Genomic DNA, 24,785 nt, shown 5'->3' with positions numbered 1-24,785 from the left:
CCCGCGCGGCTCAGCGGTCGGTGCGCAGCCCCGCGAAGGCCAACTGCACGACGGCGTCGGCGATCTGGGCGCCGTTGGCCGCTCCCCGGCTCTCCGGCCGGTACCACTCCACGATGGAGTTGATCATCCCGAAGAGCAGCCGGGTGGCCAGGCGCAGCTCGACGTCGGAGCGCAGGTCGCCGTCCGCTACGGCCTCCTTGAGCAGCGCGGCCACCTGCTGGTCGAACTCCCTGCGCCGCTCCAGGGCCCACCGCTCGGTGTCGGTGTTGCCGCGCACCCGCAGCAGCAGCGTCACATAGGGCAGTTCTGCGACAAGGACCTCCACCGTGCGGCGCGTGACGTGCTCCAGGCGCTCGACGGCGGTGCCCACGCGCGCGTGCTCCTCGGCGAGGATCCCGAAGAGGCCGTCGATCGCCCGGCTCACCGCGCGGCGCAGCAGCTCCTCCTTGCCCGTCACATGGTGGTAGATCGAGGACTTGGAGATACCGGCCGCCTTGGAGAGGTGCTCCATGGACGTGCCGTCGTAGCCGCGCTCGTTGAAGACGCGGACGGCGACGCTCAACAGCGTCTCCGGGGTGTACGTGTCCCGCCGGGCGGTGGTCATGAGTACTCCTCTCGCACGGCCTGGCGCCGCAGGGCCTGGGAGGGCGCGTAACGCCCGGTGGGGTACTCGCTGCTCAAGAGGTCCAGCGCCTCGGCCACGCGGTACGTGGTGAGACGGCGTCCCCATTCGATCGGACCGAGCGGGTAGTTGACCCCGAGGCGCATGGCGGTATCGACGTCCTCGGCGTCCGCCACCTCGCGCCCCACGGCGTCCAGGGCGAAGTCGACGAGCATCCACACCGTGCGGGCCACGATCATCCCCGGGGCGGGCCCGATGACGCTGACCTTCTTGCCGAGCGCCTGGAAGAGGCCGATCGCCTCTCTCAGGGCCTGCTCGCCGACCCTGCCGGAGGGGGCGAGGGCGATGCGGGTCGCGGCGCGGTAGTCCAGCGCGAGATCGAAGTGGATCGCGGGCTCCGCCGCGGCGTCGGGGGCCCCTCCGTCGACCGGCTCAAGCCGGGCGCCGCTGGGCAGCTCGATGGAGCCGGGGCGGCTCGGTACGTCCTGCCCGTGGCCGACCCGGATGCCGGCCTCCCGCATGAGGTCGAGCAGGGCGTCCGCCGGGAAGAGGTCACCGTGGACGGTGACGGCCCGCGGGGCCTTCTCGGACTGGGCGGTGTGCGGCTCCGCGCGCGGGGCGTCGTCCCCGTACGCGTACCAGCCCTGGCCCGACTTCCGGCCGAGGCGGCGCGACTCGACGAGCCGGCGCTGGGCGAGCGAGGGTGTGAACTTGGGGTCCTGGAAGAACGACTCCCACACGGAGCGCGTGACGGCTTCGTTGACGTCCTGGCCGATGAGGTCGGTGAGTTCGAAGGGGCCCATCTTGAAGCCGCCGCATTCGCGCAGGACCGCGTCGATCGTCGCCGGGTCGGCGACCCGCTCCTCGTACAGGCGCAGCGCCTCGGCGTAGAAGGGCCTGGCGACGCGGTTGACGATGAAGCCGGGGGTGTCCGCGCAGCGCACCGGCGCCTTGCCCCAGGCCTTGGCGGTCTCGTACGCGCGCGTGGCCGCCGTCTCGTCCGTCGCGAAGCCGCTGACGACCTCGACGAGGGGGAGCAGCGGCGCCGGATTGAAGAAGTGCAGGCCGACGAAGCGGCCCGGCTTCTTCAGGGCGCCCGCGATGGCGGTGACGGAGAGCGAGGAGGTGTTGGTGGCCAGCAGACAGTCGTCGGCGACTACGTCCTCCAGGTCTTGGAACAGCCGCTGCTTGACGTCCAGTCGTTCCAGTACCGCCTCGATGACGAGGCCGCAGCCCGCGAGCTCCGCGAGGCTCTCCGCGGGCACGAGCCGGGCGACCGCGGCGGCCCGGTCGTCGGCCGTGAGCCTGCCCTTTTCGACGAGCCGGTCCAGGCGGGCGCCGATCGCGTCGGCCGCCGCCTCCGCTCGGCCGGGGGCCGCGTCGTACAGCCGCACGGGGTGACCGGCCACGAGGGCGACTTGCGCGATCCCCTGCCCCATGGTTCCGGTGCCGACCACGGCCACGGCGCTGCTGAGCTCGACTGCTGTCATGTCCGCGATCCTCCCGCACGGTCTGTCGGCCGGGGGGTTCGGGGTGGCCGCGGAGAAGTTGTCCACAGGTTTGGCGGACCCTCTTGTCCCGACCGATCGTTCGGTTACTCTAGCTCTGTCAGCCAGTCCCTGCCCACTGTTCCCGCCCACTCGCCAGCTCGATGGAGAGCTGACCGACGAGGAGTTGGTCCTGTCATGGCCGCCGAACTCACCGCGCACCAGCTGATCGCCAAGCACCGGCCCACCCTCGATCAGGCGCTGGAGACCATCCGCACGCGGGCGTACTGGTCCCCGCACCCCGAGCACCCCAAGGCATACGGCGAGGACGGCAGCCTGAGCCTGCCCGAGGGCAAAGCCGCTTTCGACGCCCTCCGGGGCACCCGCTTCGACCTCGACCAGCCCGGCACGGACGACTGGGCCGGCGACGAGGTCTCGCCGTACGGCCCGGAGTTGGGGATCACATATCCCCACCCGGACATCGACGCCCTGCTCCCGGCGATGCGCGCCGGAATGCGCGCCTGGCGCGACGCGGGCGCGGAAGCGCGCGCGGTGGTCAGCCTGGAGATCCTGGCGCGGATCAGCGCCCGCACGCACGAGTTCGCGCACGCGGTGATGCACACCAGTGGCCAGGCCTTCATGATGGCCTTCCAGGCGGGCGGTCCGCACGCCCAGGACCGCGGCCTGGAAGCGATCGCGTATGCCTACGCCGAGCAGGCCCGCACCCCCGAGACCGCCGAGTGGCACAAGCCCCAGGGCAAGCGCGACCCCCTCGCCATGAACAAGCGGTTCACGCCCGTGGCGCGCGGCGTCTCGCTCCTGATCGGCTGCAACACCTTCCCGACGTGGAACGGCTACCCGGGCCTCTTCGCCTCGCTCGCGACCGGCAACCCCGTCCTGGTCAAGCCCCACCCGCGCGCGGTGCTGCCGCTCGCGCTGACGGTGCGGATCGCCCGTGAGGTCCTCGCGGAGGCGGGCTTCGACCCGAACCTTGTCTGTCTGGCCGTCGAGCGGCCCGGCGAGGGCATCGCCAAGACCCTCGCCGTCCGCCCCGAGATCAAGATCATCGACTACACGGGATCGTCGTCCTTCGGCGACTGGCTGGAGACCAACGCCCGCCAGGCGCAGGTCTACACGGAGAAGGCCGGAGTCAACACCGTCGTCGTCGACTCGACGGACGACTACAAGGGAATGCTGGCCAACCTCGCCTTCTCCCTGTCCCTCTACAGCGGCCAGATGTGCACCACCCCGCAGAACCTCCTCATCCCGCGCGACGGCATCCGGACGGACGCCGGAGCCAAGTCGTACGACGAGGTGGTGGCCGACCTCGCGGCCTCGGTGAGCGGCCTCCTGGGCGACGACGCCCGGGCGAACGGCATCCTGGGCGCGCTGGTCAACCCGGACGTGAAGAGCCGCCTGGAGGCGGCCGCCGGGCTCGGCGAGGTGGCCCTGCCGTCGAGGGAGGTCACCAACCCCGACTTCCCCGACGCCGTGGTGCGCACCCCGGTGATCGTCAAGCTGGACGGCGCGAAGCCGGACGCCGAGGCGGCCTACCTGAGCGAGTGCTTCGGCCCGGTCTCCTTCGCGGTCGCCGTCGACTCGGCGGCGGACGCGGTGGAGCTGCTGCGCCGCACGGTGCGCGACAAGGGAGCGATGACCGTCGGGGCGTACACCACCTCGGAAGAGGTCTCCGCGGCCGTCGAGGAGACCTGCCTGGAGGAGTGCGCCCAGCTGTCCCTGAACCTCACGGGCGGCGTCTATGTGAACCAGACGGCGGCGTTCTCGGACTTCCACGGCTCGGGCGGCAACCCCGCGGCGAACGCCGCGCTGTGCGACGGCGCGTTCGTGGCCAACCGCTTCCGTGTGGTGGAGATCCGCAAGGACGCGTGACCCGCGCGCGAAGGATGTGACCCGGCGGCGGGTTCAGGCCTCCAGGCCCGGAGGCATGCCCGCCGACCAGTGGAAGAGCGCCATGCCCACGCTCGTCGCCAGGTTGTAGCTGGAGACCTGCGGCCGCATCGGCAGGGACACCAAGTGGTCGACCCGTTCCCGCAGCTCCGCCGACAGGCCGCTGCGCTCGGACCCGAAGGCGAGCACGGCGTCGTCCGGGAGCTTCAGTCCCCGGATGTCCACGCCCTTCGCGTCGAGCGCGAACACCGGCCCGGGCGGTAGCTCGGCGACCTCCAGGCGCTCCACGGCCGTCGCGAAGTGCAGCCCGGCGCCACCGCGTACGACAGTGGGGTGCCAGGGGTCGAGCGTCCCGGTGGTGACGACACCGGTCGCCCCGAAACCGGCGGCGAGCCGGATCACCGCCCCGGCGTTGCCGAGATTGCGGGGGTCGTCGAGCACGACGACCGGCGCGGTCCTCGGCGTACGCCCCAGCGCTTCGAGGTTGGCCGCGCGCGAGGGACGTACCGCCAAGGCGGCCATCGCGGTGGGGTGCAGCCGCGGCACCAGGGCGCGCAGCCGCTCCTCGGGGATCTCCACCAGGAGCGCGTCCAGCGCGTCCCTCACATCCGGCGCCAGCTCGTCCGCGAGAGCCAGCGCAGCGGCCCGGTCGCCGGTCAGCGCGACCGGTACACGCGCCTCGAAACGCAGCGCGTGCTTGATCGCATGGAAGCCGTCGAGCAGCACGGACGTGTCGGCGAGCCCGTGCCAGGCGCGCAGGGCGCCGTCGGGGTCCACCGCATCCGTCCTGTTCATGGACGTCCTGTTCATGGAGTGAAGCCTACGCGCGCGTGCTCGGTGGGCTCCTCGTCCCGCCGCCGCTCCACCGCACTCCGCCGCGGCCGGGCGCCCCGGAGCGGCAGACGGGAGAGCGGCACACGGGAAACCACCGCTTCACGCGCGCGTGCCACCCATTCGCCCAGGCGCCGCAGGAACGTCGTCGGCAGGAACACCGCGTCGGCTGTGATCATCGCCAGCGAGAAGAAGGGCAGCCCCAGGACGACGGCGATGACGGCGTGCTCCACGATCATCGCCGCCAGCAGGACGTTCTTCACCCGCCGGTTGAAGAGGGTGAAGGGAAAGGCCACCTGCACGGCGACCGTCCCGTACGTCACCAGCATCAGGATCAGGCCGTTGGACGAGAGCAGCTCGGAGAGGGCGGGCCACGGGGAGAAGTAGTCGAGGTTCAACGGGTAGTAGACAGCCGTGCCGTCCTGCCAGCGGCTGCCCTGGATCTTGTACCAGCCGGCGGTGGCGTAGATCAGGCAGGCCTCGACCATGATGACGAGCAGGCCCGCGTTGTGGGCGATGTTGGCGACGACGTCGAGCAGCTTGCGCAGCTCGCTCCGCGGGGCGCGCCGCCCCACGGCCCACCACAGACCGTGCGCCAGCCACAGCCCCCAGAAGATCCACGGCCAGCCGCCGCTGAGCTCCCCCATGAAGGTCACGACGGAGAGCCCGAGCCCGAGCACCCACCACAGAAGGGGCCCCACCCTGTCGGTGTCCTCCACGCGCGCGCGTGCCGCACGCCGCGCGTCCAGCGACCAGACCTGGGCGCAGCGGGTGAACACCAGGTAGGTCGCCATCAGATGGATGACGTTGTCGCCGCCGTCGCCGATGAAGATGCTGCGGTTCTGCAGCGACAGCACGCCGATCATGAACAGCACGGACATGGTGCGCGTCCGCCAGCCGAGCAGCAGCAGGGCACTGCTCAGGATCGCCAGCGCGTAGACGACCTCGAACCAGATCCGCCCGTCCGACCACATCAGGGCGGTGAAGGCGCCGTTCCCCGAGATGAGCTGCCGCGCCATGTCCCAGTCCCAGGGGCCGTGGGGACCGTACATCTCATGGCGGTGGGGGAGTTCGCGCAGCAGGAAGAAGAGCCAGGTGCCGGCGAATCCGATGCGGACCACCGCGGTCTGGTACGGGCCGAGGGCGAACCCGGTGACTTTGCTGAGCCCTCGCGCCAACGGGCGTTCGATACGGGTGGTCACCGCGCGGCCCCTTCCGCGTCCGTGAGCGGCAGGTCGTCGGGCGTCACCGACCACCAGGGGAGCAGCCGGTACACCGGCTTGGCGGAGACCTTCTCCTCGCTCCACTTCGGCGGCCCCACGTTCGTGGTCCTGGAGCGCAGCTGCACGCGCGCGATGTCGTCGCCCTTGCCGCCCGGCCGCTCCCGGTCCAGCCGCATGTACGCGATGCGGCGGATGTAGCGCTCCGAGAGCTGGCCCCGCAGGCCGACGGGACGATTCTGCGCGTCGTGCGAGCCGACGTAGAAGTCCCAGGCCCGGCGGAGTTCGTTCTGCTGCGTGTGACTGGGCAGGAGGTTGCCGTCGATGGCGGCGCCGTCCTGTGCGGAGAGGTCGTACCAGTCGGTGGTCCGCGTTCCGCCGTCAGCCGTACGGAGCTCCGCGCGGGCCTGCACCGCGACGTTCTGCTGGAGCGGGTTGGGCGCGAAGAGCTTCCAGTTCTGCTCGAACTCGGGGTAGACCCACTCCTCGACCACGTCGCCATGCTGCTTGGTCAGGGTGTTCGAGGGCGCGACATGGAAGAAGAGCATCCCCATGTGGACGCACGCGACCACGCCGACGAACGCGAGGGCGCAGGCGGCGGCGATCTGGTAGCCGAGCTTCAGCCCGGCGATACCGACGCGGGGCTCCGGCTCCGGCGCGGCTTCCGGGCCGGTTTCCGGGTCGGCGGGCCCGCCGCCGGAGCCCTTGTCGTACCCGTCCATTCCGCCCCGTTCCCCGATCCCCGGCCTCGCTCCGACCCTGCCGCCGGAACGGTACTCAGGCGCGCCCGCCGCGCACAGCGTTCGCGAAGTTATCCACAGGGTTGACACCTTATGGCGGCGAGCCGCACCATTGAATCCAGACGAACCGAACGATCGGTCGGTCGGTTCGCTCAGGTCGAGGGGGACCGAGATGGCGACAGCAGCCGCAGACAGGGCGGCGGGGACGGAGCCGGACGAGGCCACGTCCTCGGCCGCACGCACGGCCGGGTACCAGGCCGCCTTCGACGAGGCGGTCGCCGCCGACGAGCGCATCGAGCCGCGCGACTGGATGCCGGACGCCTATCGCGCGTCACTCGTCCGGCAGATCGCGCAGCACGCGCACTCAGAGATCATCGGCATGCAGCCCGAGGCCAACTGGATCACGCGCGCCCCCTCCCTGCGGCGCAAGGCGATCCTCATGGCGAAGGTGCAGGACGAGGCAGGCCACGGCCTGTATCTCTACAGCGCCGCCGAGACGCTCGGCACCAGCCGCGACGAGCTGCTCGACAAGCTGCACTCCGGCCGCCAGAAGTATTCGTCGATTTTCAACTACCCCACGTTGACCTGGGCGGACGTCGGCGCGATCGGCTGGCTCGTGGACGGCGCCGCGATCACCAACCAGGTCCCCCTGTGCCGCTGTTCGTACGGCCCGTACGCCCGCGCGATGGTCCGCGTCTGCAAGGAGGAGTCCTTCCACCAGCGCCAGGGGTACGAGTCGTTGCTCGCCCTCAGCAGAGGCACCCGGGCCCAGCACGAGATGGCTCAGGACGCGGTGGACCGCTGGTGGTGGCCCTCGCTGATGATGTTCGGCCCGCCCGACGACGAGTCCTCGCACTCCGAGCAGTCGATGACGTGGAAGATCAAGCGCCACTCGAACGACGAGCTGCGCCAGCGCTTCGTGGACATCTGCGTCCCCCAGGCGGAGTCGCTCGGCGTGACCCTCCCCGACCCGGACCTGGTGTGGAACGAAACACGGGGGCACTACGACTTCGGCCCGATCGACTGGACCGAATTCTGGGACGTCCTGAAGGGGAACGGCCCGTGCAACGAACAGCGCATCACCCAACGCAGGCGCGCCCACGAGGAGGGCGCCTGGGTCCGGGAGGCAGCGGCCGCGTATGCCGCGAAGCAAGCGGAAGCGGTCCGTACGGACGGCACGCATGGCGGCGCCGCCGCACAGCACGGAGAGGCGACAGCATGAGCAGCTCGACCGACTGGCCACTGTGGGAGGTCTTCGTCCGCTCGCGCCGCGGCCTCTCCCACACCCACGCCGGCAGCCTGCACGCGCCGGACGCGGAGATGGCCCTGCGCAACGCCCGCGACCTGTACACCCGCAGGAGCGAAGGCGTCTCCCTCTGGGTCGTGCCGTCCACCGCGATCACCGCCTCCTCACCGGACGAGAAGGACTCCTTCTTCGAACCGGCCGGCGACAAGCCCTACCGTCACCCGACGTTCTACGACATCCCGGACGGGGTGAAGCACCTGTGACCGCCGCACCGGCCCCGACCACGCCCGCCCTCGCTCTGGGGGACGACGCCCTGGTGCTCTCGCACCGCCTGGGGGAGTGGGCCGGGCACGCCCCGGTCCTCGAAGAAGAGGTCGCCCTGGCGAACATCGCCCTGGATCTGCTCGGGCAAGCCCGCGTCCTGCTCTCCCTGGCCGGGGACGAGGACGAGTTGGCGTACCTCCGCGAGGAGCGCGCCTTCCGCAACCTCCAACTGGTCGAGCAGCCGAACGGCGACTTCGCGCACACCATCGCCCGCCAGCTCTACTTCTCCACCTACCAGTCGGCGCTGTACGGCCAGTTGGCGTCCGGGGACGGCGAGTTCGCGCCCTTGGCGGCGAAGGCCGTCAAGGAAGTCGCCTACCACCAGGATCACGCGGAGCAGTGGACACTGCGGCTGGGCGACGGCACGGCCGGGAGCCATGAGCGGATGCAGCGGGGGCTCGACGCGCTCTGGCGGTTCACCGGCGAGATGTTCCAGCCGGTGGACGGCCTCGGTGTCGACTGCGACGCCCTGCGGGACAGCTGGACGGCCTCGGTGACGGCCGTCATGGAGCGGGCCACCCTGACCGTGCCCGGCGGGCCGCAGACGGGCGCTTGGGCGGCGGGCGCCGGCCGCGAGGGCCTGCACACCGAGCCGTTCGGACGGATGCTCGCCGAGATGCAGCACCTCCACCGCAGCCACCCGGGGGCGTCATGGTGACGACCGCGCCCACCGCGCTGGAGGCCGAGCTCCTGGCCCTCGCGGGCTCGGTGCCCGACCCGGAGCTGCCGGTCCTGACCCTGGCCGACCTCGGCGTGGTGCGCGGGGTGCGGGTCCTGGCCCCCGGCAAGGTCGAGGTCGAGCTGACCCCCACGTACACCGGCTGCCCGGCGATCGAGGCCATGACCTCCGACATAGAGCAGGTGCTGCACGACCACGGCATGGCCGAGGTCTCGGTGCGCACGGTGCTCGCGCCCGCCTGGTCGACGGACGACATCAGCGCCGAAGGCCGTCGCAAGCTGGCCGAGTTCGGCATAGCGCCCCCGCGCTCCCACCCGGCGGACGGGCCCGTCCCCCTGAGCCTCTCGATCCGCTGTCCGCACTGCGGATCGACCGACACGGAGCTGCTCAGCCGCTTCTCCTCCACGGCCTGCAAGGCGCTGCGCCGCTGTGTCTCCTGCCGTGAACCCTTCGACCACTTCAAGGAGCTGTGATGGCCCGCTTCCACCCGCTCCGGGTAGCGGCCGTCGACCGGCTCACCGACGACTCCGTGACGCTGACCTTCGACGTGCCGCCCGCCCTGCGCGAGGAGTACCGCTTCGCCCCGGGCCAGCACCTCGCCCTCCGCCGCTTCACCGACGGCACCGAGATCCGCCGTACGTACTCGATCTGCTCCCCCGCCCCGCTCCCCGACGCCCCCGGTGAGCCACGAACGCTGCGGGTCGGAGTGCGCCTCGTCGAGGAAGGCGCCTTCTCGACATACGCCTTCAAGGAACTCTCCGTCGGCGACGAGCTGGAGGTGATGACCCCGGCCGGACGCTTCACCCTGGACCCGGCCCCCGGGCGCTATGCGGCGGTGGTCGGCGGCAGCGGGATCACACCGGTGCTCTCCATCGTCACCACGCTCCTGGAGCGCGAGCCGCTGGCCCACTTCTGCCTCATACGCAGCGATCGCACCGCCGCCTCGACGATGTTCCTGGAGGAGGTCGCCGACCTCAAGGACCGCTGGCCGGACCGCTTCCAGCTGGTGACCGTGCTCTCCCGGGAGGAGCAGCAGGCGGGACTGGACTCCGGGCGTCTCGACGAGGAGCGGCTCGCCCGGCTCCTGCCGGCGCTGCTGCCCGTGGCGGAGGTCAAGGGCTGGTTCCTGTGCGGCCCGTTCGGCCTGGTGCAGGGCGCGGAGCGGACCCTGCGCGCCCTCGGCGTGGGCCGCCGGCGCATCCACGAGGAGATCTTCCACGTGGACGGCGGTGTTTCCACCGCAGCCTCGGCACCCCCGACCACGCCCGCGCACAGCACGGTGACGGTGACCCTCGACGGCCGCTCGGGCACCTGGCCCGTGCTGGACGGCGAGACGCTGCTGGAGACGGTGCTGCGCAACCGCGCGGACGCGCCCTACGCCTGCAAGGGCGGGGTCTGCGGGACGTGCCGCGCCTTCCGGGTCTCGGGCGAGGTCCAGATGGAGCGGAACTTCGCACTGGAACCGGAGGAGACGGAGGCCGGATATGTCCTGGCCTGCCAGTCCCATCCGGTCACGGACACCGTGGAGTTGGACTTCGACCGCTGAGACGGCGGCGCTCGGGTGCCGCCAGGGCCCCGCGCCTGTTCCCTTCCGCTAGAACCTGTTCTATCTTGACGCCCCATCAGATACGAAGAGGCCGGCGCGGGAGGACAGGCAGTGGACTTCACCTTCACCGAGGAACAGCGGGCCGTGGTCGAGACGGCCAAGGCGCTCTTCACCGACGTCGCGCCGGACGGGGTGCCGAGTCCGGCCCTCACGCCGGGTGCCGTCGCCGATGACCTCGACCGCGCCCTGTGGTCCAGGCTCGCGGACGCCGACCTGCTCGGCCTGCTCATCGACGCCGAGTACGGCGGCGTTGGACTCGACGCCATCGCCCTGTGCCTGGTGCTCCGCGAGTCCGCGAAGGTCCTCGCGCGGGTACCGCTCCTGGAAAGCAGCGCCGCCGCCGCACTCGTACAGACCCATGGCGGCGAGAGCTTGAGGCAACGGCTCCTCCCCCGGGCCGCCCGTGGGGAGCTCGTCCTGACCGTCGCCGCCCACGGCCGCACCGGCCATGACCCGGCCGAGCTGGCCGTCTCAGCCCGGCGCGAAGGCGACAGCTGGCTCCTGGACGGACTCCAGACGGCCGTGCCCTGGGCGCGGAACGCCGACCTCGTCGTCATACCCGCCCACACCGCCGACGGCCGCACCGTCCTCGCCCTGGTCCCCCGCGTCCACGACGGCCTCGGCCTGGCCGAGCAATACTCCACCAGCGGCGAGCACCTCGGCGAGCTGCGCCTTGAGGCCGTGCGCGTCGCCGCGTCCGACGTCATCGAGGCCGACGGCGCCTGGGACCGGCTGCGCGACCTGCTCACCACCGGCACCTGCGCGCTCGCCCTCGGGCTCGGCGAGGGCGTCCTGCGTATGACAAGTGAATACGTCAGCAAGCGCGAGCAGTTCGGCCATCCGATCGCCACGTTCCAGGCCGTCGCGGTGCAGGCCGCCGACCGCTACATCGACCTGCGCGCCATGGAGGCCACCCTCTGGCAGGCCGCCTGGCGCATCGCCACGGGCGCGGACAGCGCGCTCCCCGCCACCGGCGACGTGGCCGTCGCCAAGATCTGGGCGTCCGACGGCGTACGAAGGGTCGTACAGACCGCCCAGCATCTGCACGGCGGCTTCGGCGCCGACACCGACTACCCCCTGCACCGCTATCACGCCTGGGCCAAGCAGCTGGAACTCTCCCTCGGCCCGGCAGCGGCGCACGAGGAAGCGCTGGGCGACCTGCTGGCCGCCCACGCGCTCGGCTGAACCAGCGGGAGGCGGACGTACAGGGCCTATACGACGGTGCCCGGCGCGCCCTTGTCATCGACGACCGGTCGGCCGGCGGCCTCCCAGGCCTCCATGCCACCTGCGACGTTCACCGCGTCGATGCCCTGCTGCCCCAGGTACATGGCGACCTGGGCGGAGCGCCCGCCGGACCGGCAGATGACGTTGACCTTGCCGTCCTGCGGCGCGGCCTCGGTCAACTCCCCGTACCGGGCGACGAACTCACTCATCGGGATGTGCAGCGCGCCCTCGGCGTGACCCGCCTGCCATTCGTCGTCCTCGCGGACATCCAGCAGAAAGTCACCGGGCGTGAGGTCGTCGACGCCGACCGTGGGCACATGAGTTCCGAAAGCCATGCCCCCGACGCTACCCGACCGGTGCCGCCCCGGGGACGCGCCTGCGCGACGGACTGTGGATGGCTGCTCGGCGAACTGTGAACGCGGCTACGCGCTCAGCCGCTCCAGCTCCGCCTCACGCTCGGCGACCTGCGCGAGCAGCTGCTCGGCGATCTCGTCGAGCAGCGCGTCCGGGTCGTCGGGCGCGAGGCGCAGCATCCCGCCGATCGCGCTCTCCTCCAGATCCTTGGCGAGGACGGAGAGGAGTTCCTTGCGCTGGGCGAGCCATTCGAGCCTGGCGTACAGCTCCTCGCTGCGGGTCAGCCGCTGCTCCTCGGGCACCGGCCCCGCGGCCCACTCCTCGGACAGCTCCCGCAGCAGCGCCTCGTCGCCACGGGCGTACGCGGCGTTGACGCGCGTGATGAACTCCTCGCGCCGCTGCCGCTCGCCCTCCTCCTGCGCCAGGTCCGGATGCGCCTTGCGCGCAAGCTCGCGGTAGAGCTTGCGGGCCTCCTCGCCGGGGCGCACCCGCTGCGGAGGCCGCACCGACTGGTCGGTGAGCATCGCGGCGGCCTCGGGGTAGAGACCCTCGTCGTCCATCCAGCCGTGGAACAGCTCCTCGACGCCCGGCATCGGCATCACCCGCGCTCGCGCCTCTTCCGCCTTGCGCAGATCCTCGGGGTCGCCCGTGCGGGCCGCGGTGGCCTCGGCGATCCGTGCGTCAAGCTCGTCGAGGCGCGCGTACATCGGGCCGAGCTTCTGGTGGTGCAGGCGCGAGAAGTTCTCGACCTCCACCCGGAAGGTCTCCAGCGCGATCTCGTACTCGATCAGCGCCTGCTCGGCGGCGCGCACGGCCCGTTCGAGCCGCGCCTCGGGCCGCTGATCCGCCTGCTCCTCGGCCCGCTGGTCCGCCTGCTCCGCACGTCGCTCTTCGGAGCGCGCCCTGAGCCGCTCCTTGAGCTGGTCCTTGAGCCGCCCTTCTGGGCCCGGCTGCCCGGACTCCTCGCCGGGAGTCTCAGGCGTCTCGGGCTGCGTCGGCTCGGCTTCCGGGATCGTCACTCGTCCAGCGTAGGGCACCAAGTGCCCCGCCCCCGAAGCACGACCGGTCCGTTCCCCCGGACAGCCTGCCCGGGGCCGCCCACCACCCGCTCAAGAGGCCCTCACACTCCCGCCTCAGCTGCCACCTGCCCCTCCTTGACCGCCCGCACCAGCAGCGCGTGATCCGCCTCCGTACGGTCCGCGTACGCCGTCGCGAACCGCGATATCGCCACGTCCAGCTCGTCGCTCCTGCCGCAGTACCCCGCTATGAGGCGCGGGTCGGCGCTGTGCGCATGGGCGCGAGCCAGCAGCGCGCCGGTCATGCGGCCGTAGTCGTCGATCTGGTCGGCGCTCAGCGCCACCGGGTCCACGCTGCCCTTGCGGTTCCTGAACTGGCGTACCTGGAAAGGAGACCCGTCGACCGTCGTCCACCCGAGCAGGAAGTCGCTGACGACCTGCATCCGCTGCTGGCCGCGCACCACCCGCTGCCCTTCGTGCGCGGTATCGGGCACCTTGAAGCCCGCCACGGGCAGCTGCGGCAGCAGGGCGGAGGGCCGCGCCTCCTTGACCTGGAGCACCAGCGGCTCGCCCCGGTGGTCGAGCAGCAGCACCACGTACGACCGCAGGCCGACGCTGCCGGTGCCCACTATGCGGAACGCGACGTCCTGGATCGCGTACCGCCCGAGCAGCGGCAGCCGGTCCTCGGTCAGCGTGCCCAGATACTCCTCCAGCGCACCCGCCACCGAGGCGGCCTCCGCGTCCGGCACGCGCCGCAGCACGGGCGGTGCGTCGACGAAGCGCCGCCCCACGGAACCGTCAACGCCCTCGACCAGCACCGTCGACTTCGCGGCGAACCGGGCGCTCGTGTTCTGCCGTGCCTTCGCCGCGACCCGCTCCAGCGTGCCGAGGAGGTCGCGCGCGTCCGTGTGCGAGACCAGCTCCTCGTCCGCGATGGCGTTCCACGCGTCCAGGGCGGGGAGTTTCGCGAGCAGCCGCATGGTGCGGCGATAGGCCCCCGCCGCGTCCAGCGCGGCAGCCGTGCAGACAGCCTCGCTCGCACCCGCCTCGCGGCCGGCGAGCACCAGGGAGGTGGCCAGTCGCTTGAGGTCCCACTCCCAGGGGCCGTGCACGGTCTCGTCGAAGTCGTTGAGGTCGATGACGAGGCCGCCCCGCGCGTCCGCGTAGAGCCCGAAGTTCGCGGCGTGCGCGTCCCCGCAGATCTGCGCACCGATGCCGGTCAGCGGGGCGCGCGCGAGGTCGTACGCCATGAGTCCCGCGGAGCCCCGCAGGAACGCGAAGGGAGAGGCGGCCATCCTGCCGACCCGGATCGGCGCGAGCTCCGGAAGCCGGCTGCGGTTGGACTCGTTCACGGCGGCCACGGGGTCGGGACGCCCGCCGTCCACCGCGAACTCGCCGTGCGAAGCGCGGAGCACCCGCCGGCGCAACGCCCTGCCCTCTTTCTTGGGCGAACCCTGCCCGGCCCACTCGGCGAACCCCGGCACCCGCGGCATCCGCTCCCCCTGCCGCCCCTGCCGCCCTTGCCGCCCTCGCCCAGGCATCTTCCCGTCGAGCTCCACCACGCTCATCGCCCCCGCCCCTCGGCCACCCAGCCACATCCGGCCTTCGACGGTACCGCCGCGCGCCGACCATCGTCAGAGCCTGTGGACAACTTCGGTGCGGGCTGCCAAAAGGCGTGGTCGGCCCCCTATCAGAGGTGGGGCGAGACAGGGTCACCTCCGAGTCGCAGGTGGCCGATCTGGTCGAGGTCCTCTCCGACGACGCCACGTGGTGGCCTGCGGTGGGGACATCGCACAGGCACCGGTCGAGCGGGGTGCGCCCGCTGTACACCGCGACCGATCCCACGGCGTCGTATTCCTGCTGAGACCGCCGTTACCGCGCGTGTTACTGCGCGCTGCTCACCGGGACGCTCGGGTGCACCTCGCGTTCGATGCGCGGCATGAGCTCCGGGATGTAGATCTTCTGGATGGCGTCGCCGTCGTCGTGCGCCTCCCAGTGGGCGCGGCTCGCCCAGCGCTCGACGGGGGCGCATGCGGGCCAGGGCATCGGCCACCGGCGTGATGTTGTCGGTCTCGGGGACCCGGACGATGACGATGAGGTCGAACATGGCTGGGCGATCGGCGTGAAGTGGAAGCCGAGGGCGGCCGCCCGGTCATTCGCCATGCCGAAGTCTGCCGGGCAGGAGGAGGCCGAAGTCTGCCGGGCAGGAGAAGGGGGACAGCCCAGCCCCTCATTGGTGGCCACATAGTCGTGTCGGCCGTCGGCATCGGCCTTGAGGTCGTCCACGACCACACCCGCCCCACAGGCGACGGCCAAGGCGACAGAGCCGATGCAGCATGGCCCCGGCCGTGAGCTATCTCACGGCCGGGGCCCTGTCGTCGTCATCCAGGCTGCGGCACGGTCTCCTCGGAACACGAGAAGCGGGCCCCCACCAGGACTGTCGTCTCTGGTGAAGACCCGCTTCATCGGTTCTTCTGGTGCGCGAGGGGGGAGTTGAACCCCCACGCCCTTTCGGGCACTGGAACCTGAATCCAGCGCGTCTGCCTATTCCGCCACCCGCGCATTGGGTGTTGTCTTCGGGCTCCCCGCCGTGTGGGGCGAGCGCCTGCCGACATCCAGAAGATTAGCACGCTGCAGACGGTGGATTCACATCCGTATTAGGGGGGCACCTGCCAAGGGATCCGCCCGGCAACACTCCCGTACGCGCACAGGAACGGACCGGGACCACACCCGCTCCGCCCACCGGGCCCACCGGGCTCGCCGAGGTCCACAGCCAGGTGCGGGACACTGGCTTGGGACCCCCTCTACGATCCCTGGTAAGAGGAGACTCGAGCAGGCGTCCCGAGCCACTTCCCGGAAGGGTTTGCGGATCCGGAAATCAGGGCCTCATCAGGGGTGCTGGGAGGATCCGTGGGGCCTGGTGCGGGCATGCCTTGTGAGAGGCGACACTCGTCGACCGGGCAGACAGGGGGAACCAGCCGATTTCCCGGCGCGTGGATACGATCAGTAAGCAGTACCAGGATGACTACGACGGAGGAGGTGCCCCATGGGAGTCCTGAAGAAGTTCGAGCAGCGACTCGAAGGTCTGGTCAACGGCACCTTCGCCAAGGTGTTCAAGTCCGAGGTCCAGCCCGTCGAGATCGCCGGCGCCCTCCAGCGGGAGTGCGACAACAACGCGACGATCTGGAACCGCGAGCGGACGGTCGTCCCCAACGACTTCATCGTGGAGCTCAGCGCACCCGACTTCGAGCGCCTGAGCCCCTACTCCGGGCAGCTCGGCGACGAGCTGTCCGGCATGGTGCGCGACTACGCCAAGCAGCAGCGCTACAGCTTCATGGGCCCCATCAAGGTGCACCTGGAGAAGGCCGAGGATCTCGACACCGGCCTGTATCGCGTACGCAGCCGCACGCTCGCCTCCAGCACCTCGCAGTCTCCTGAACGCGCCCCGGCAGGCCCCGGCTCCGCGGCCCCCGGCTCCGCAGGCCCTGGACCCGGCGGCTCCGGCCCCGGTTCCGGCGGTTCCGGTTCCGGTGGTCCAGGCTCCGGTGGTCCAGGCTCCAGTAGCCCCGGTCCCGGTGGCCCCGCGGCTCCCGGCCGTGGCGCGGGCGGCGGCTACGGCTATCCGCAGCCGCCCTCCGGAGCCACCGGCGGCGCTCCCGGCGGGGCACCTCCCATGCCTGCCGCACCGCCACCCGGCGCGGGTCGCCCAGGCGGTCAGTCCCCGGCGGCGGGCAGGCCCGCGGGCCCCGGTGCCGGACCTCTTCCGGGCGCCCAGGTGCGGCGCTGGATCGAGATCAACGGCAACCGCCATCAGATCTCCCGCCCGACGCTGGTGCTGGGCCGCAGCACCGACGCCGATGTGCGGATCGACGACCCCGGCGTATCCCGCCGGCACTGTGAGATCCGGACCGGAACGCCCTCGACGATCCAGGATCTCGGGTCTACCAACGGCATCGTGGTAGACGGGCAGCACACCACCCGCGCTACGCTCCGCGACGGCTCGCGGATCGTCGTGGGCCAAACCACCATCGTTTACCGGCAAGCCGAAGGGTGAAGCGGGGGCAATGTCAGAGCTGACCCTGACGGTCATGCGGCTAGGTTTTCTAGCTGTTCTGTGGCTGTTCGTGATCGTGGCCGTCCAGGTCATTCGCAGCGACCTGTTCGGAACACGCGTCACACAACGCGGTTCCCGGCGCGAGCGGCCGCAACAGGCCGCCCGCCAGCAGCAGGCCGCACCAACTCCGCCACGCCAGCAGCAGGGCGGCGGTGGCCGCCAGCGCCGCGGCGCCCCCAGCAAGCTGGTCGTCTCCGAGGGCATCCTCGCGGGGACGACGGTCGCCCTGCAGGGGCAGACCATCACGCTGGGCCGTGCGCACGATTCGACGATCGTGCTGGACGACGACTACGCCTCCAGCAGGCATGCCAGGATCTACCCGGACCGTGACGGCCAGTGGATCGTCGAGGATCTCGGGTCCACCAACGGCACGTATCTCGACCGGACCCGACTCACCACCCCGACGCCCGTTCCGCTGGGCGCGCCGATCCGCATCGGCAAGACCGTCATCGAGCTGCGGAAGTAGTGCTACGTCATGAAAGAGCGCGAGCGGAGCGAGCGAGCCGAAGCGGCTGTCCAGGCACTGGACGCCCGCGCGCTCCCGACCGGAGGGTGGGCACCGTGCGGATGTACCCGGAGCCGACGGGCGAGGTGCGCATGAGTCTGTCGTTGCGCTTCGCCGCCGGATCGCACAAAGGCATGATCCGGGAGGGGAACGAGGACTCCGGTTACGCCGGCCCCCGTCTCCTCGCCATCGCCGACGGCATGGGGGGCCAGGCGGCGGGCGAGGTGGCGAGCTCCGAGGTCATCTCGACGCTCGTCACGCTCGACGACGACGTCCCCGGCTCGGACATCCTGACGTCGCTCGGCACGGCCGTGCAGCGGGCCAATGACCAGCTGCGGCTGATGGTCGAGGAGGACCCCCAGCTGGAGGGCATGGGGACGACCCTGACCGCCCTCCTGTGGACGGGCCGGCGCCTCGGTCTCGTCCACGTCGGCGACTCGCGCGCGTACCTCCTGCGGGACGGCGTGCTCACGCAGATCACGCAGGACCACACCTGGGTGCAGCGCCTCGTCGACGAGGGCCGCATCACCGAGGAAGAGGCCACCACCCACCCGCAGCGCTCCCTGCTGATGCGCGCGCTGGGCAGCGGCGACCACGTCGAGCCCGACCTGTCCATCCGCGAGGTCCGCGCCGGCGACCGTTACCTGATCTGCTCGGACGGCCTCTCCGGAGTCGTCTCGCACCAGACCATGGAGGACACGCTCGCCTCCTACCAGGGCCCGCAGGAGACCGTGCAGGAGCTGATCCAGCTCGCGCTGCGCGGCGGCGGCCCCGACAACATCACGGTGATCGTCGCCGATGTCCTGGACATCGACAGCGGCGACACCCTCGCCGGCCAGCTGTCCGACACCCCCGTGGTGGTCGGCGCGGTCGCCGAGAACCAGCTCCAGTCTCAGGACGACGGCGCCATGCAGACGCCCGCGGGACGCGCCTCCGGCCTCGGCCGCCCGGTGCCGCCGCAGAGCTCTCCTGGGCAGGGTGGCGGCTTCGGCCCGCCCGGCAGCGGCGACACCACGGGGTATGTCCCCGAGGGCGGCTTCGGGGCGTACGACGACGAAGACTTCGTGAAGCCCGGCGGCGGCCGCAAGTGGCTCAAGAGATCCCTCTACACAGTGCTCGCGCTCGCCGTCATCGGCGGCGGGCTCTACGGCGGGTACCGCTGGACGCAGACCCAGTACTACGTGGGCACGAAGGACAGGCACATCGCGCTCTACCGAGGCATCGACCAGGACCTGGCCTGGGTCAGTCTGTCGAAGGTCGAGAAGGACCACCCCGAGATCGAACTCAAGTACCTGCCGCCGTACCAGCGCAAGCAGGTCGAGGCCACCATCGCCGAGGGCAACCTCGACGAGGCCAAGAGCAAGATCAAGGAGCTCGGCCTCCAGGCCTCGGCGTGCAAGAAGGACGCCGAGCGCCGCGAGGTCGAGCGCGAGAACAACGCCAGGACCGGTGAGGGCGAGGCGGGCGGCACGACCGGCCTGACCAAGGCCCCGGGCGACGACCCCACCACGAACCCGTCGTCGGACCCGACCGGCAAGAACGACAAGAACAGCACGACCGACAAGAACAAGTCCAAGACCGCACCGACTCCCACACCCGGCCCCAGCCTCTCCGAGGATGAGCAGAAGCTGGTCCCGCTGTGCGGTAAGCAGTAAGCAGCCGTTGGGGGCCTCTGCACGCCATGAGCAGTACTACACACACGTCGACGATCGGCGCGATCGGGGCGCCGAGCCGGCGCAACACCGAGCTCGCGCTGCTCGCTTTCGCGGTCGTCATTCCGTTGTTCGCCTACATCAACGTCGGCCTCGCGCTCGACGGTGAACTGCCGTCCGGCATGCTCGGCTACGGCATGGGGCTCGGCCTCCTCGCGGGCGTCGGCCACATCGTCGTACGCAAATTCGCGGCGTACGCGGACCCGCTGCTGCTGCCGCTGGCAACGGTCCTCAACGGACTCGGCCTTGTCGTGGTCTGGCGGCTCGACCAGTCGGAGAGGCTGCAGAACCTCGCCAAGGCCCAGTTCGACGCCTTCAGCCCGTCGGCTCCGAACCAGCTCATGTACTCCGCGATCGGCATCGCGCTCTTCGTGGCCGTACTGGTCTTCCTCAAGGACCACCGCGTCCTGCAGCGCTATACGTACATCTCGATGGTCGGCGCGATCGTCCTGCTGCTGCTGCCGCTCGTGCCGGGTCTCGGCCAGAACATCTACGGCGCCAAGATCTGGATCCGGGTCGGTGGCTTCTCCATCCAGCCCGGTGAGTTCGCGAAGATCGTCATCGCGATCTTCTTCGCCGGCTATCTGATGGTGAAACGGGACGCGCTCGCCCTGGCCAGCCGCCGCTTCATGGGCCTGTACCTGCCGCGTGGCCGCGACCTCGGTCCGATCATCGTCGTCTGGGCGATCTCGATCCTGATCCTGGTCTTCGAGACCGACCTCGGTACGTCGCTGCTGTTCTTCGGCATGTTCGTCGTGATGCTGTACGTCGCCACGGAGCGCACCAGCTGGATCGTCTTCGGTCTGCTGATGTCCGCCGTCGGTGCCGTCGGCGTGGCCTCGTTCGAGCCCCACGTACAGCAGCGTGTGGACGCCTGGCTGAACCCGTTCGCCCCCGAGACGCTCCAGCAGACCGAGCAGATCGCCCAGTCCCTCATGGCCTTCGGCTCCGGCGGTGTCCTCGGCACCGGCCTCGGTCAGGGCAACTCCGACCTCATCGGCTTCGCCGCCAACTCCGACTTCATCCTCGCCACCTTCGGCGAGGAGATGGGTCTGGCCGGTGTGATGGCGATCCTGCTGATCTACGGCCTGATCGTGGAGCGCGGCGTCCGCACGGCGCTCGCCGCCCGCGACCCGTTCGGCAAGCTCCTCGCGATCGGTCTCTCCGGAGCCTTCGCCATCCAGGTCTTCGTCGTCGCCGGCGGCGTCATGGGCCTGATCCCGTTGACCGGTATGACCATGCCCTTCCTGGCGTACGGCGGTTCGTCCGTCATCGCCAACTGGGCCCTGGTCGGCATCCTCATCCGGATCAGCGACACCGCGCGCCGTCCCGCCCCGTCCCCCGCCCCGAACCCCGACGCCGAAATGACCCAGGTGGTCCGACCGTGAACAAGCCCCTGCGCCGGATCGCGATCTTCTGCGGGCTGCTCGTCCTCGCCCTGCTCGCCCGGGACAACTGGCTCCAGTACGTCCAGGCCGACACCCTGGCCAAGCACGAGAAGAACCGCCGCGTCACCATCGAGCGCTACTCCCAGCCGCGCGGCGACATCATCGTGGACGGCAAGCCCATCACCGGCTCCAAGGCCACCCCGGGCAGCGACCTGAAGTACAAGCGCACCTGGAAGGACGGGCCCATGTGGGCCCCCGTCACCGGTTACTCCTCGCAGCGCATCGGCGCCAGCCAGCTGGAGAGCATCGACGACGGCATCCTCACCGGCAACGACGACCGGCTCTTCTTCCGCCGCACGCTCGACATGCTGACCGGCGAGAAGAAGGAGGGCGGCAATGTCGTCACGACCCTCGACTCCGCCGCGCAGAAGGCCGCGTACGACGGTCTGAAGGGCCGCGGCAAGGGCGCGGTCGCCGCGATCGACCCCTCCACGGGCGCGATCCTGGCGCTGGCCTCCACGCCTTCGTACGACCCCGGTGACTTCGCGGGCAACACCAACGACGAGGCCCAGAAGTTCCTGGACCTCGACAAGGACAAGGACAAGCCGCTGGTCAACCGCGCGCTGCGCGAGACCTACCCGCCCGGGTCCACCTTCAAGGTGGTCACGGCCGCGGCCGCCCTTGAGAACGGCCTGTACGACGACATCGACAGCAAGACGCGCTCGCCGCTGCCGTGGGTCATGCCGAACACCACGACGCCGCTGAAGAACGAGGGGAACATCCCCTGCAAGAACGCCACGCTGCGTGAGGCGCTGCGGGTCTCCTGCAACACCGTCTTCGGCAAGATCGGCTCCGATCTCGGCAAGGACAAGATGCTGGAGACGGCGAAGAAGTTCGGGTTCAACTCCGAGCAGTTCGTTCCGGTCCGCTCCAACGCCTCGCACTTCCCCGAGGACATGGACAAGCCGCAGACCGCGCTGTCCTCCATCGGCCAGTTCGAGACCGCCGCGACGCCCCTGCAGATGGCCATGGTCGCCGCCGCGATCGCCAACGACGGCACGCTCATGGAGCCGTACATGGTCAGCGACCTGCAGGCGCGGAACCTGGACGTCATCGAGAAGCACTCGCCCAAGGAGATGAGCGAGCCGCTCTCGAAGGAGAACGCCCAGAAGCTCCAGGAAATGATGGAGACGGTCGTCAACGAAGGCACCGGAACCATGGCCAAGATCCCCGGCGTCACTGTCGGAGGCAAGACGGGCACCGCGCAGCACGGCGTGGCGAACAGCAAGAACCCGTACGCCTGGTTCATCTCGTACGCCAAGACGGACTCCGGGTCGCCGGTCGCCGTCGCCGTGGTCGTGGAGGACAGCGACGCCGACCGGGGTGACATCTCCGGTGGCGGGCTCGCCGCCCCCATCGCCAAGGACGTGATGGAAGCGGTCATCAAGAGCAAGAAGTGACGCCCGTCACGGCCACTCCGCATCGGTGCACGTTGCGGTACCGGTCCGGTATCGGCTGACGGTCGCGTCCGGGTCACGCAAGTCGAGCCGGGTACGGTATGCCCGGACAGCACACCGCCGGACCACACAAAGGTGCGGTCGGGGACCGACGGAGAGGGCTGGATTAGCTATGGAAGAGCCGCGTCGCCTCGGCGGCCGGTACGAGCTGGGTCAGGTGCTCGGCCGCGGTGGGATGGCGGAGGTCTACCTCGGGCACGACACCCGCCTCGGACGCACCGTGGCGGTGAAGACGCTGCGGGTCGACCTGGCCCGCGACCCGTCGTTCCAGGCCCGGTTCCGCCGTGAGGCCCAGTCTGCCGCCTCGCTCAACCACCCGGCGATCGTCGCGGTCTACGACACCGGCGAGGACTACGTCGACGGGGTCTCCATCCCGTACATCGTGATGGAGTACGTCGACGGCTCCACGCTGCGCGAGCTCCTGCACTCCGGCCGCAAGCTGCTGCCGGAGCGGGCCATGGAGATGACGATCGGCATCCTCCAGGCCCTGGAGTACTCCCACCGCAGCGGCATCGTCCACCGCGACATCAAGCCCGCGAACGTCATGCTGACGCGCAACGGCCAGGTCAAGGTCATGGACTTCGGCATCGCCCGCGCGATGGGCGACTCCGGCATGACGATGACGCAGACGTCCGCGGTCATCGGCACGGCCCAGTACCTCTCGCCGGAGCAGGCCAAGGGCGAGCAGGTCGACGCCCGCTCCGACCTGTACTCCACGGGCTGTCTGCTCTACGAGCTGCTCACCGTCCGGCCGCCGTTCGTCGGCGACTCCCCGGTCGCGGTCGCCTACCAGCACGTACGTGAGGAGCCGCAGGCCCCGAGCGTCTTCGACGGAGAGATCACTCCGGAGATGGACGCCATCGTCCTGAAGGCCCTCACCAAGGACCCGGACTACCGCTACCAGTCGGCCGACGAGATGCGCGCCGACATCGAGGCCTGCCTGGACGGCCAGCCCGTCGCGGCCACCGCCGCCATGGGCGCGGTCGGCTACGGCGGGACCGACGGCTACGGGGCCGACCAGCAGACCGCGATGCTGCGCCCGCAGAACGGCGGCGGCCAGACGTCCATGATGCCGCCGGTCAACCCCGACGAGGGGGGTTACGGCGACGAGGGCGGCCACGGCCGCCGCCAGAAGAAGAGCAGCACATCGACGTGGCTGCTGATCCTCGCGGGCGTCCTCGTCCTGGTGGGGGCGATCCTCATCGGGAAGTGGGCGGTCAGCGGGGACGGCGCGGACGCGCCGATGAAGGCGCCGAAGCTCATCGGCGAGACCGAGAGCGAGGCGAAGGATTCGGCCACGAACTACGGCCTCAAGTTCGCGGTCGGCGATCGCAAGGCGTGCGCCAAGTACCCGAAGGGTGAGGTCTGCGATCAGGATCCCGCGGTGGATGCCGAGGTCGAGAAGGGCGACACCATTACGGTGACCGTCTCGACCGGCGCGCCCAAGGTCGCGGTTCCGAACGTCATCAACACGGACGTCAAGGACGCCACAGAGAAGCTCGAGGGCGACAAGTACCAGTTCAACGTCGACACCGAGGCCCGGGAGTCCACCGAGGAGCCGGGCACCGTGCTCGAGCAGGACCCGACCTTCGGCACCGAGGTCCAAAAGGGCAGCGACATCACCCTCACCGTCGCCAAGGAGAAGGCGCAGTCCGTCGTACCCAGCGTCGTGGGCAAGACCTGGGCGGAAGCCAAGAAGCAGATCGAGGACAGCGACCTCGTTGCGCAGCGCGAGGACGTCTCCAGCGATGATGTCGAGGAGGGCAAGGTCATCCAGACCACACCCACCGCCGGCACGTCGGCCGACCCCGGCTCCGTCGTCACTGTCCAGGTCGCCAAGGCCCCCGAAGAAACCACCGTCCCGCCCCTCACCGGCCAGAAGCTGAAGGACGCCCGTAAGGCCATCGAGGACGCCGGGCTTTCGGTGGGCACCATCACCGGTCCGCAGGACGATGACTCCCTCGTGCTCATCTCCACGCCCGGCGCGGGCGAGAAGGCAGCCCCCGGCACGGCGGTCGACCTGACCACCGCGGGCGGCGGAAACGGCAACGGCGGGAACGGCGGCAACGGTGGGAACGGCGGCAACGGCGGTGGAGACGACGGCGGCGGCTTCATCGGCGGCCTGTCGCAGCGCGACTCGCACTGGGGCTCGAACCGCGACGAGGACTGACCCCGGCTCGTCAGCTCCATGAGCAGAGCCCCGGTACCGCTGAGCGGTACCGGGTGGAACAAGAAGCTGTCATCGAAGTCGTTCGCCTACGGATTCAACGGCTGCTCTGCCAAGGATGCGGA

Annotated in this window: 22 protein-coding genes and 1 tRNA gene; 13 read left to right on the top strand and 10 right to left on the bottom strand. The window is 70.5% G+C overall.

Translation table 11 applies throughout. The annotated features are described in order from the left end of the window. Positions 1 to 10: 10 nt before the first annotated feature. Together ACWDVB_RS26170 and ACWDVB_RS26165 are read right to left on the bottom strand one after the other, a co-directional pair. Positions 11 to 604 (bottom strand): TetR/AcrR family transcriptional regulator, encoded by a 594-nt coding sequence (locus ACWDVB_RS26170; RefSeq protein WP_451517181.1) that lies wholly within the window; start codon positions 602 to 604, stop codon positions 11 to 13. Continuing rightward, on the bottom strand, positions 601 to 2,112 hold the full coding sequence (locus tag ACWDVB_RS26165; protein ID WP_451517182.1) for a 3-hydroxyacyl-CoA dehydrogenase: 1,512 nt from the start codon (positions 2,110 to 2,112) through the stop codon (positions 601 to 603). Before ACWDVB_RS26165 ends, ACWDVB_RS26170 begins: the two co-directional genes overlap by 4 nt. A gap of 195 nt (positions 2,113 to 2,307) precedes the next feature. Here ACWDVB_RS26165 and paaN point away from each other — a divergent pair, with 195 nt between their 5' ends. Further along, the gene (paaN, locus tag ACWDVB_RS26160; RefSeq protein ID WP_451517183.1) at positions 2,308 to 3,999 is read left to right on the top strand and encodes a phenylacetic acid degradation protein PaaN; all 1,692 of its coding nucleotides are present in this window, start codon (positions 2,308 to 2,310) and stop codon (positions 3,997 to 3,999) included. A 33-nt stretch (positions 4,000 to 4,032) separates the two neighbouring features. Here paaN and ACWDVB_RS26155 read toward each other — a convergent pair whose 3' ends face one another. Genes ACWDVB_RS26155 through ACWDVB_RS26145 form a run of 3 tightly spaced genes read right to left on the bottom strand, consistent with a single transcriptional unit; the run spans position 4,033 to position 6,790 of the window. Next, positions 4,033 to 4,827 carry a TrmH family RNA methyltransferase gene (locus ACWDVB_RS26155; RefSeq protein ID WP_451517184.1) on the bottom strand — a complete coding sequence of 265 codons (795 nt, stop codon included), beginning with the start codon at positions 4,825 to 4,827 and terminating at the stop codon, positions 4,033 to 4,035. Next, positions 4,824 to 6,050 (bottom strand): HTTM domain-containing protein, encoded by a 1,227-nt coding sequence (locus tag ACWDVB_RS26150; protein WP_451517185.1) that lies wholly within the window; start codon positions 6,048 to 6,050, stop codon positions 4,824 to 4,826. Before ACWDVB_RS26150 ends, ACWDVB_RS26155 begins: the two co-directional genes overlap by 4 nt. Beyond that, entirely contained in the window at positions 6,047 to 6,790 is a 744-nt protein-coding gene (locus tag ACWDVB_RS26145) for a DUF5819 family protein (protein ID WP_451517186.1), read from the bottom strand. The genes ACWDVB_RS26150 and ACWDVB_RS26145 overlap by 4 nt, the downstream gene beginning before the upstream one ends. A gap of 190 nt (positions 6,791 to 6,980) precedes the next feature. On the opposite strand from ACWDVB_RS26145, the gene paaA reads away from it, so the two are divergent. From paaA to ACWDVB_RS26115, 6 genes are all read left to right on the top strand, one after another. Then, positions 6,981 to 8,030 carry a 1,2-phenylacetyl-CoA epoxidase subunit PaaA gene (gene paaA / locus ACWDVB_RS26140; RefSeq protein WP_451517187.1) on the top strand — a complete coding sequence of 350 codons (1,050 nt, stop codon included), beginning with the start codon at positions 6,981 to 6,983 and terminating at the stop codon, positions 8,028 to 8,030. Next, positions 8,027 to 8,317, top strand: coding sequence for a 1,2-phenylacetyl-CoA epoxidase subunit PaaB (gene paaB / locus ACWDVB_RS26135; protein ID WP_451517188.1), 291 nt, complete (start codon positions 8,027 to 8,029; stop codon positions 8,315 to 8,317). Before paaA ends, paaB begins: the two co-directional genes overlap by 4 nt. After that, positions 8,314 to 9,036, top strand: coding sequence for a 1,2-phenylacetyl-CoA epoxidase subunit PaaC (gene paaC / locus ACWDVB_RS26130; protein ID WP_451517189.1), 723 nt, complete (start codon positions 8,314 to 8,316; stop codon positions 9,034 to 9,036). Before paaB ends, paaC begins: the two co-directional genes overlap by 4 nt. After that, on the top strand, positions 9,030 to 9,530 hold the full coding sequence (gene paaD, locus ACWDVB_RS26125; RefSeq protein ID WP_451517190.1) for a 1,2-phenylacetyl-CoA epoxidase subunit PaaD: 501 nt from the start codon (positions 9,030 to 9,032) through the stop codon (positions 9,528 to 9,530). Before paaC ends, paaD begins: the two co-directional genes overlap by 7 nt. Further along, positions 9,530 to 10,603, top strand: coding sequence for a 2Fe-2S iron-sulfur cluster-binding protein (locus ACWDVB_RS26120; RefSeq protein WP_451517191.1), 1,074 nt, complete (start codon positions 9,530 to 9,532; stop codon positions 10,601 to 10,603). The genes paaD and ACWDVB_RS26120 overlap by 1 nt, the downstream gene beginning before the upstream one ends. A 111-nt stretch (positions 10,604 to 10,714) precedes the next feature. Beyond that, the gene (locus ACWDVB_RS26115; protein WP_451517192.1) at positions 10,715 to 11,848 is read left to right on the top strand and encodes an acyl-CoA dehydrogenase family protein; all 1,134 of its coding nucleotides are present in this window, start codon (positions 10,715 to 10,717) and stop codon (positions 11,846 to 11,848) included. Positions 11,849 to 11,874: 26 nt separating this feature from the next. On the opposite strand, the gene ACWDVB_RS26110 is transcribed toward ACWDVB_RS26115, so the two are convergent. The 5 genes from ACWDVB_RS26110 to ACWDVB_RS26090 form a co-directional block, all read right to left on the bottom strand. Next, on the bottom strand, positions 11,875 to 12,222 hold the full coding sequence (locus ACWDVB_RS26110; protein WP_451517193.1) for a rhodanese-like domain-containing protein: 348 nt from the start codon (positions 12,220 to 12,222) through the stop codon (positions 11,875 to 11,877). Positions 12,223 to 12,309: 87 nt separating this feature from the next. After that, positions 12,310 to 13,053, bottom strand: a complete 744-nt coding sequence (locus ACWDVB_RS26105) for a hypothetical protein (RefSeq protein WP_451517201.1) — start codon at positions 13,051 to 13,053, stop codon at positions 12,310 to 12,312. A gap of 308 nt (positions 13,054 to 13,361) precedes the next feature. Beyond that, positions 13,362 to 14,798, bottom strand: a complete 1,437-nt coding sequence (locus tag ACWDVB_RS26100) for a DUF2252 domain-containing protein (RefSeq protein ID WP_451517202.1) — start codon at positions 14,796 to 14,798, stop codon at positions 13,362 to 13,364. Between the two features lie 343 nt (positions 14,799 to 15,141). Further along, positions 15,142 to 15,303, bottom strand: a complete 162-nt coding sequence (locus tag ACWDVB_RS26095) for a hypothetical protein (protein ID WP_451517194.1) — start codon at positions 15,301 to 15,303, stop codon at positions 15,142 to 15,144. A 429-nt stretch (positions 15,304 to 15,732) separates the two neighbouring features. Beyond that, positions 15,733 to 15,819: transfer RNA gene (locus ACWDVB_RS26090), tRNA-Leu, on the bottom strand. A gap of 484 nt (positions 15,820 to 16,303) precedes the next feature. On the opposite strand from ACWDVB_RS26090, the gene ACWDVB_RS26085 reads away from it, so the two are divergent. From ACWDVB_RS26085 to pknB, 6 genes are all read left to right on the top strand, one after another. Next, the gene (locus ACWDVB_RS26085; RefSeq protein WP_451517195.1) at positions 16,304 to 17,311 is read left to right on the top strand and encodes an FhaA domain-containing protein; all 1,008 of its coding nucleotides are present in this window, start codon (positions 16,304 to 16,306) and stop codon (positions 17,309 to 17,311) included. Between the two features lie 10 nt (positions 17,312 to 17,321). Further along, entirely contained in the window at positions 17,322 to 17,837 is a 516-nt protein-coding gene (locus ACWDVB_RS26080; protein WP_451517196.1) for an FHA domain-containing protein FhaB/FipA, read from the top strand. A gap of 131 nt (positions 17,838 to 17,968) precedes the next feature. Continuing rightward, positions 17,969 to 19,531, top strand: coding sequence for a Stp1/IreP family PP2C-type Ser/Thr phosphatase (locus ACWDVB_RS26075; protein ID WP_451517197.1), 1,563 nt, complete (start codon positions 17,969 to 17,971; stop codon positions 19,529 to 19,531). Positions 19,532 to 19,557: 26 nt separating this feature from the next. Next, positions 19,558 to 20,976 carry an FtsW/RodA/SpoVE family cell cycle protein gene (locus ACWDVB_RS26070; RefSeq protein WP_451517198.1) on the top strand — a complete coding sequence of 473 codons (1,419 nt, stop codon included), beginning with the start codon at positions 19,558 to 19,560 and terminating at the stop codon, positions 20,974 to 20,976. Then, complete coding sequence (locus ACWDVB_RS26065; protein WP_451517199.1) at positions 20,973 to 22,436, top strand: peptidoglycan D,D-transpeptidase FtsI family protein; 1,464 nt, start codon at positions 20,973 to 20,975, stop codon at positions 22,434 to 22,436. The genes ACWDVB_RS26070 and ACWDVB_RS26065 overlap by 4 nt, the downstream gene beginning before the upstream one ends. A 169-nt stretch (positions 22,437 to 22,605) precedes the next feature. After that, entirely contained in the window at positions 22,606 to 24,663 is a 2,058-nt protein-coding gene (gene pknB / locus ACWDVB_RS26060) for a Stk1 family PASTA domain-containing Ser/Thr kinase (protein ID WP_451517200.1), read from the top strand. The last annotated feature ends 122 nt before the right edge of the window (positions 24,664 to 24,785 follow it).

The sequence above is a fragment of the Streptomyces sp. NPDC003379 genome (assembly GCF_053589195.1).
The sequence above is the reverse complement of the archived record's forward strand: the minus strand, read 5'-3'. Positions and strand labels throughout refer to the sequence as shown.

Bases quoted from the DNA above. Each gene is read 5' to 3' on its own strand.
- ACWDVB_RS26170 (WP_451517181.1), bottom strand. From the start codon at position 604: ATGACCACCGCCCGGCGGGACACGTACACCCCGGAGACGCTGTTGAGC.
- ACWDVB_RS26165 (WP_451517182.1), bottom strand. From the start codon at position 2,112: ATGACAGCAGTCGAGCTCAGCAGCGCCGTGGCCGTGGTCGGCACCGGA.
- paaN (WP_451517183.1), top strand. From the start codon at position 2,308: ATGGCCGCCGAACTCACCGCGCACCAGCTGATCGCCAAGCACCGGCCC.
- ACWDVB_RS26155 (WP_451517184.1), bottom strand. From the start codon at position 4,827: ATGAACAGGACGTCCATGAACAGGACGGATGCGGTGGACCCCGACGGC.
- ACWDVB_RS26145 (WP_451517186.1), bottom strand. From the start codon at position 6,790: ATGGACGGGTACGACAAGGGCTCCGGCGGCGGGCCCGCCGACCCGGAA.
- paaA (WP_451517187.1), top strand. From the start codon at position 6,981: ATGGCGACAGCAGCCGCAGACAGGGCGGCGGGGACGGAGCCGGACGAG.
- paaB (WP_451517188.1), top strand. From the start codon at position 8,027: ATGAGCAGCTCGACCGACTGGCCACTGTGGGAGGTCTTCGTCCGCTCG.
- paaD (WP_451517190.1), top strand. From the start codon at position 9,030: ATGGTGACGACCGCGCCCACCGCGCTGGAGGCCGAGCTCCTGGCCCTC.
- ACWDVB_RS26120 (WP_451517191.1), top strand. From the start codon at position 9,530: ATGGCCCGCTTCCACCCGCTCCGGGTAGCGGCCGTCGACCGGCTCACC.
- ACWDVB_RS26110 (WP_451517193.1), bottom strand. From the start codon at position 12,222: ATGGCTTTCGGAACTCATGTGCCCACGGTCGGCGTCGACGACCTCACG.
- ACWDVB_RS26100 (WP_451517202.1), bottom strand. From the start codon at position 14,798: ATGCCTGGGCGAGGGCGGCAAGGGCGGCAGGGGCGGCAGGGGGAGCGG.
- ACWDVB_RS26095 (WP_451517194.1), bottom strand. From the start codon at position 15,303: ATGCCCTGGCCCGCATGCGCCCCCGTCGAGCGCTGGGCGAGCCGCGCC.
- ACWDVB_RS26085 (WP_451517195.1), top strand. From the start codon at position 16,304: ATGGGAGTCCTGAAGAAGTTCGAGCAGCGACTCGAAGGTCTGGTCAAC.
- ACWDVB_RS26080 (WP_451517196.1), top strand. From the start codon at position 17,322: ATGTCAGAGCTGACCCTGACGGTCATGCGGCTAGGTTTTCTAGCTGTT.
- ACWDVB_RS26075 (WP_451517197.1), top strand. From the start codon at position 17,969: ATGAGTCTGTCGTTGCGCTTCGCCGCCGGATCGCACAAAGGCATGATC.
- ACWDVB_RS26070 (WP_451517198.1), top strand. From the start codon at position 19,558: ATGAGCAGTACTACACACACGTCGACGATCGGCGCGATCGGGGCGCCG.
- pknB (WP_451517200.1), top strand. From the start codon at position 22,606: ATGGAAGAGCCGCGTCGCCTCGGCGGCCGGTACGAGCTGGGTCAGGTG.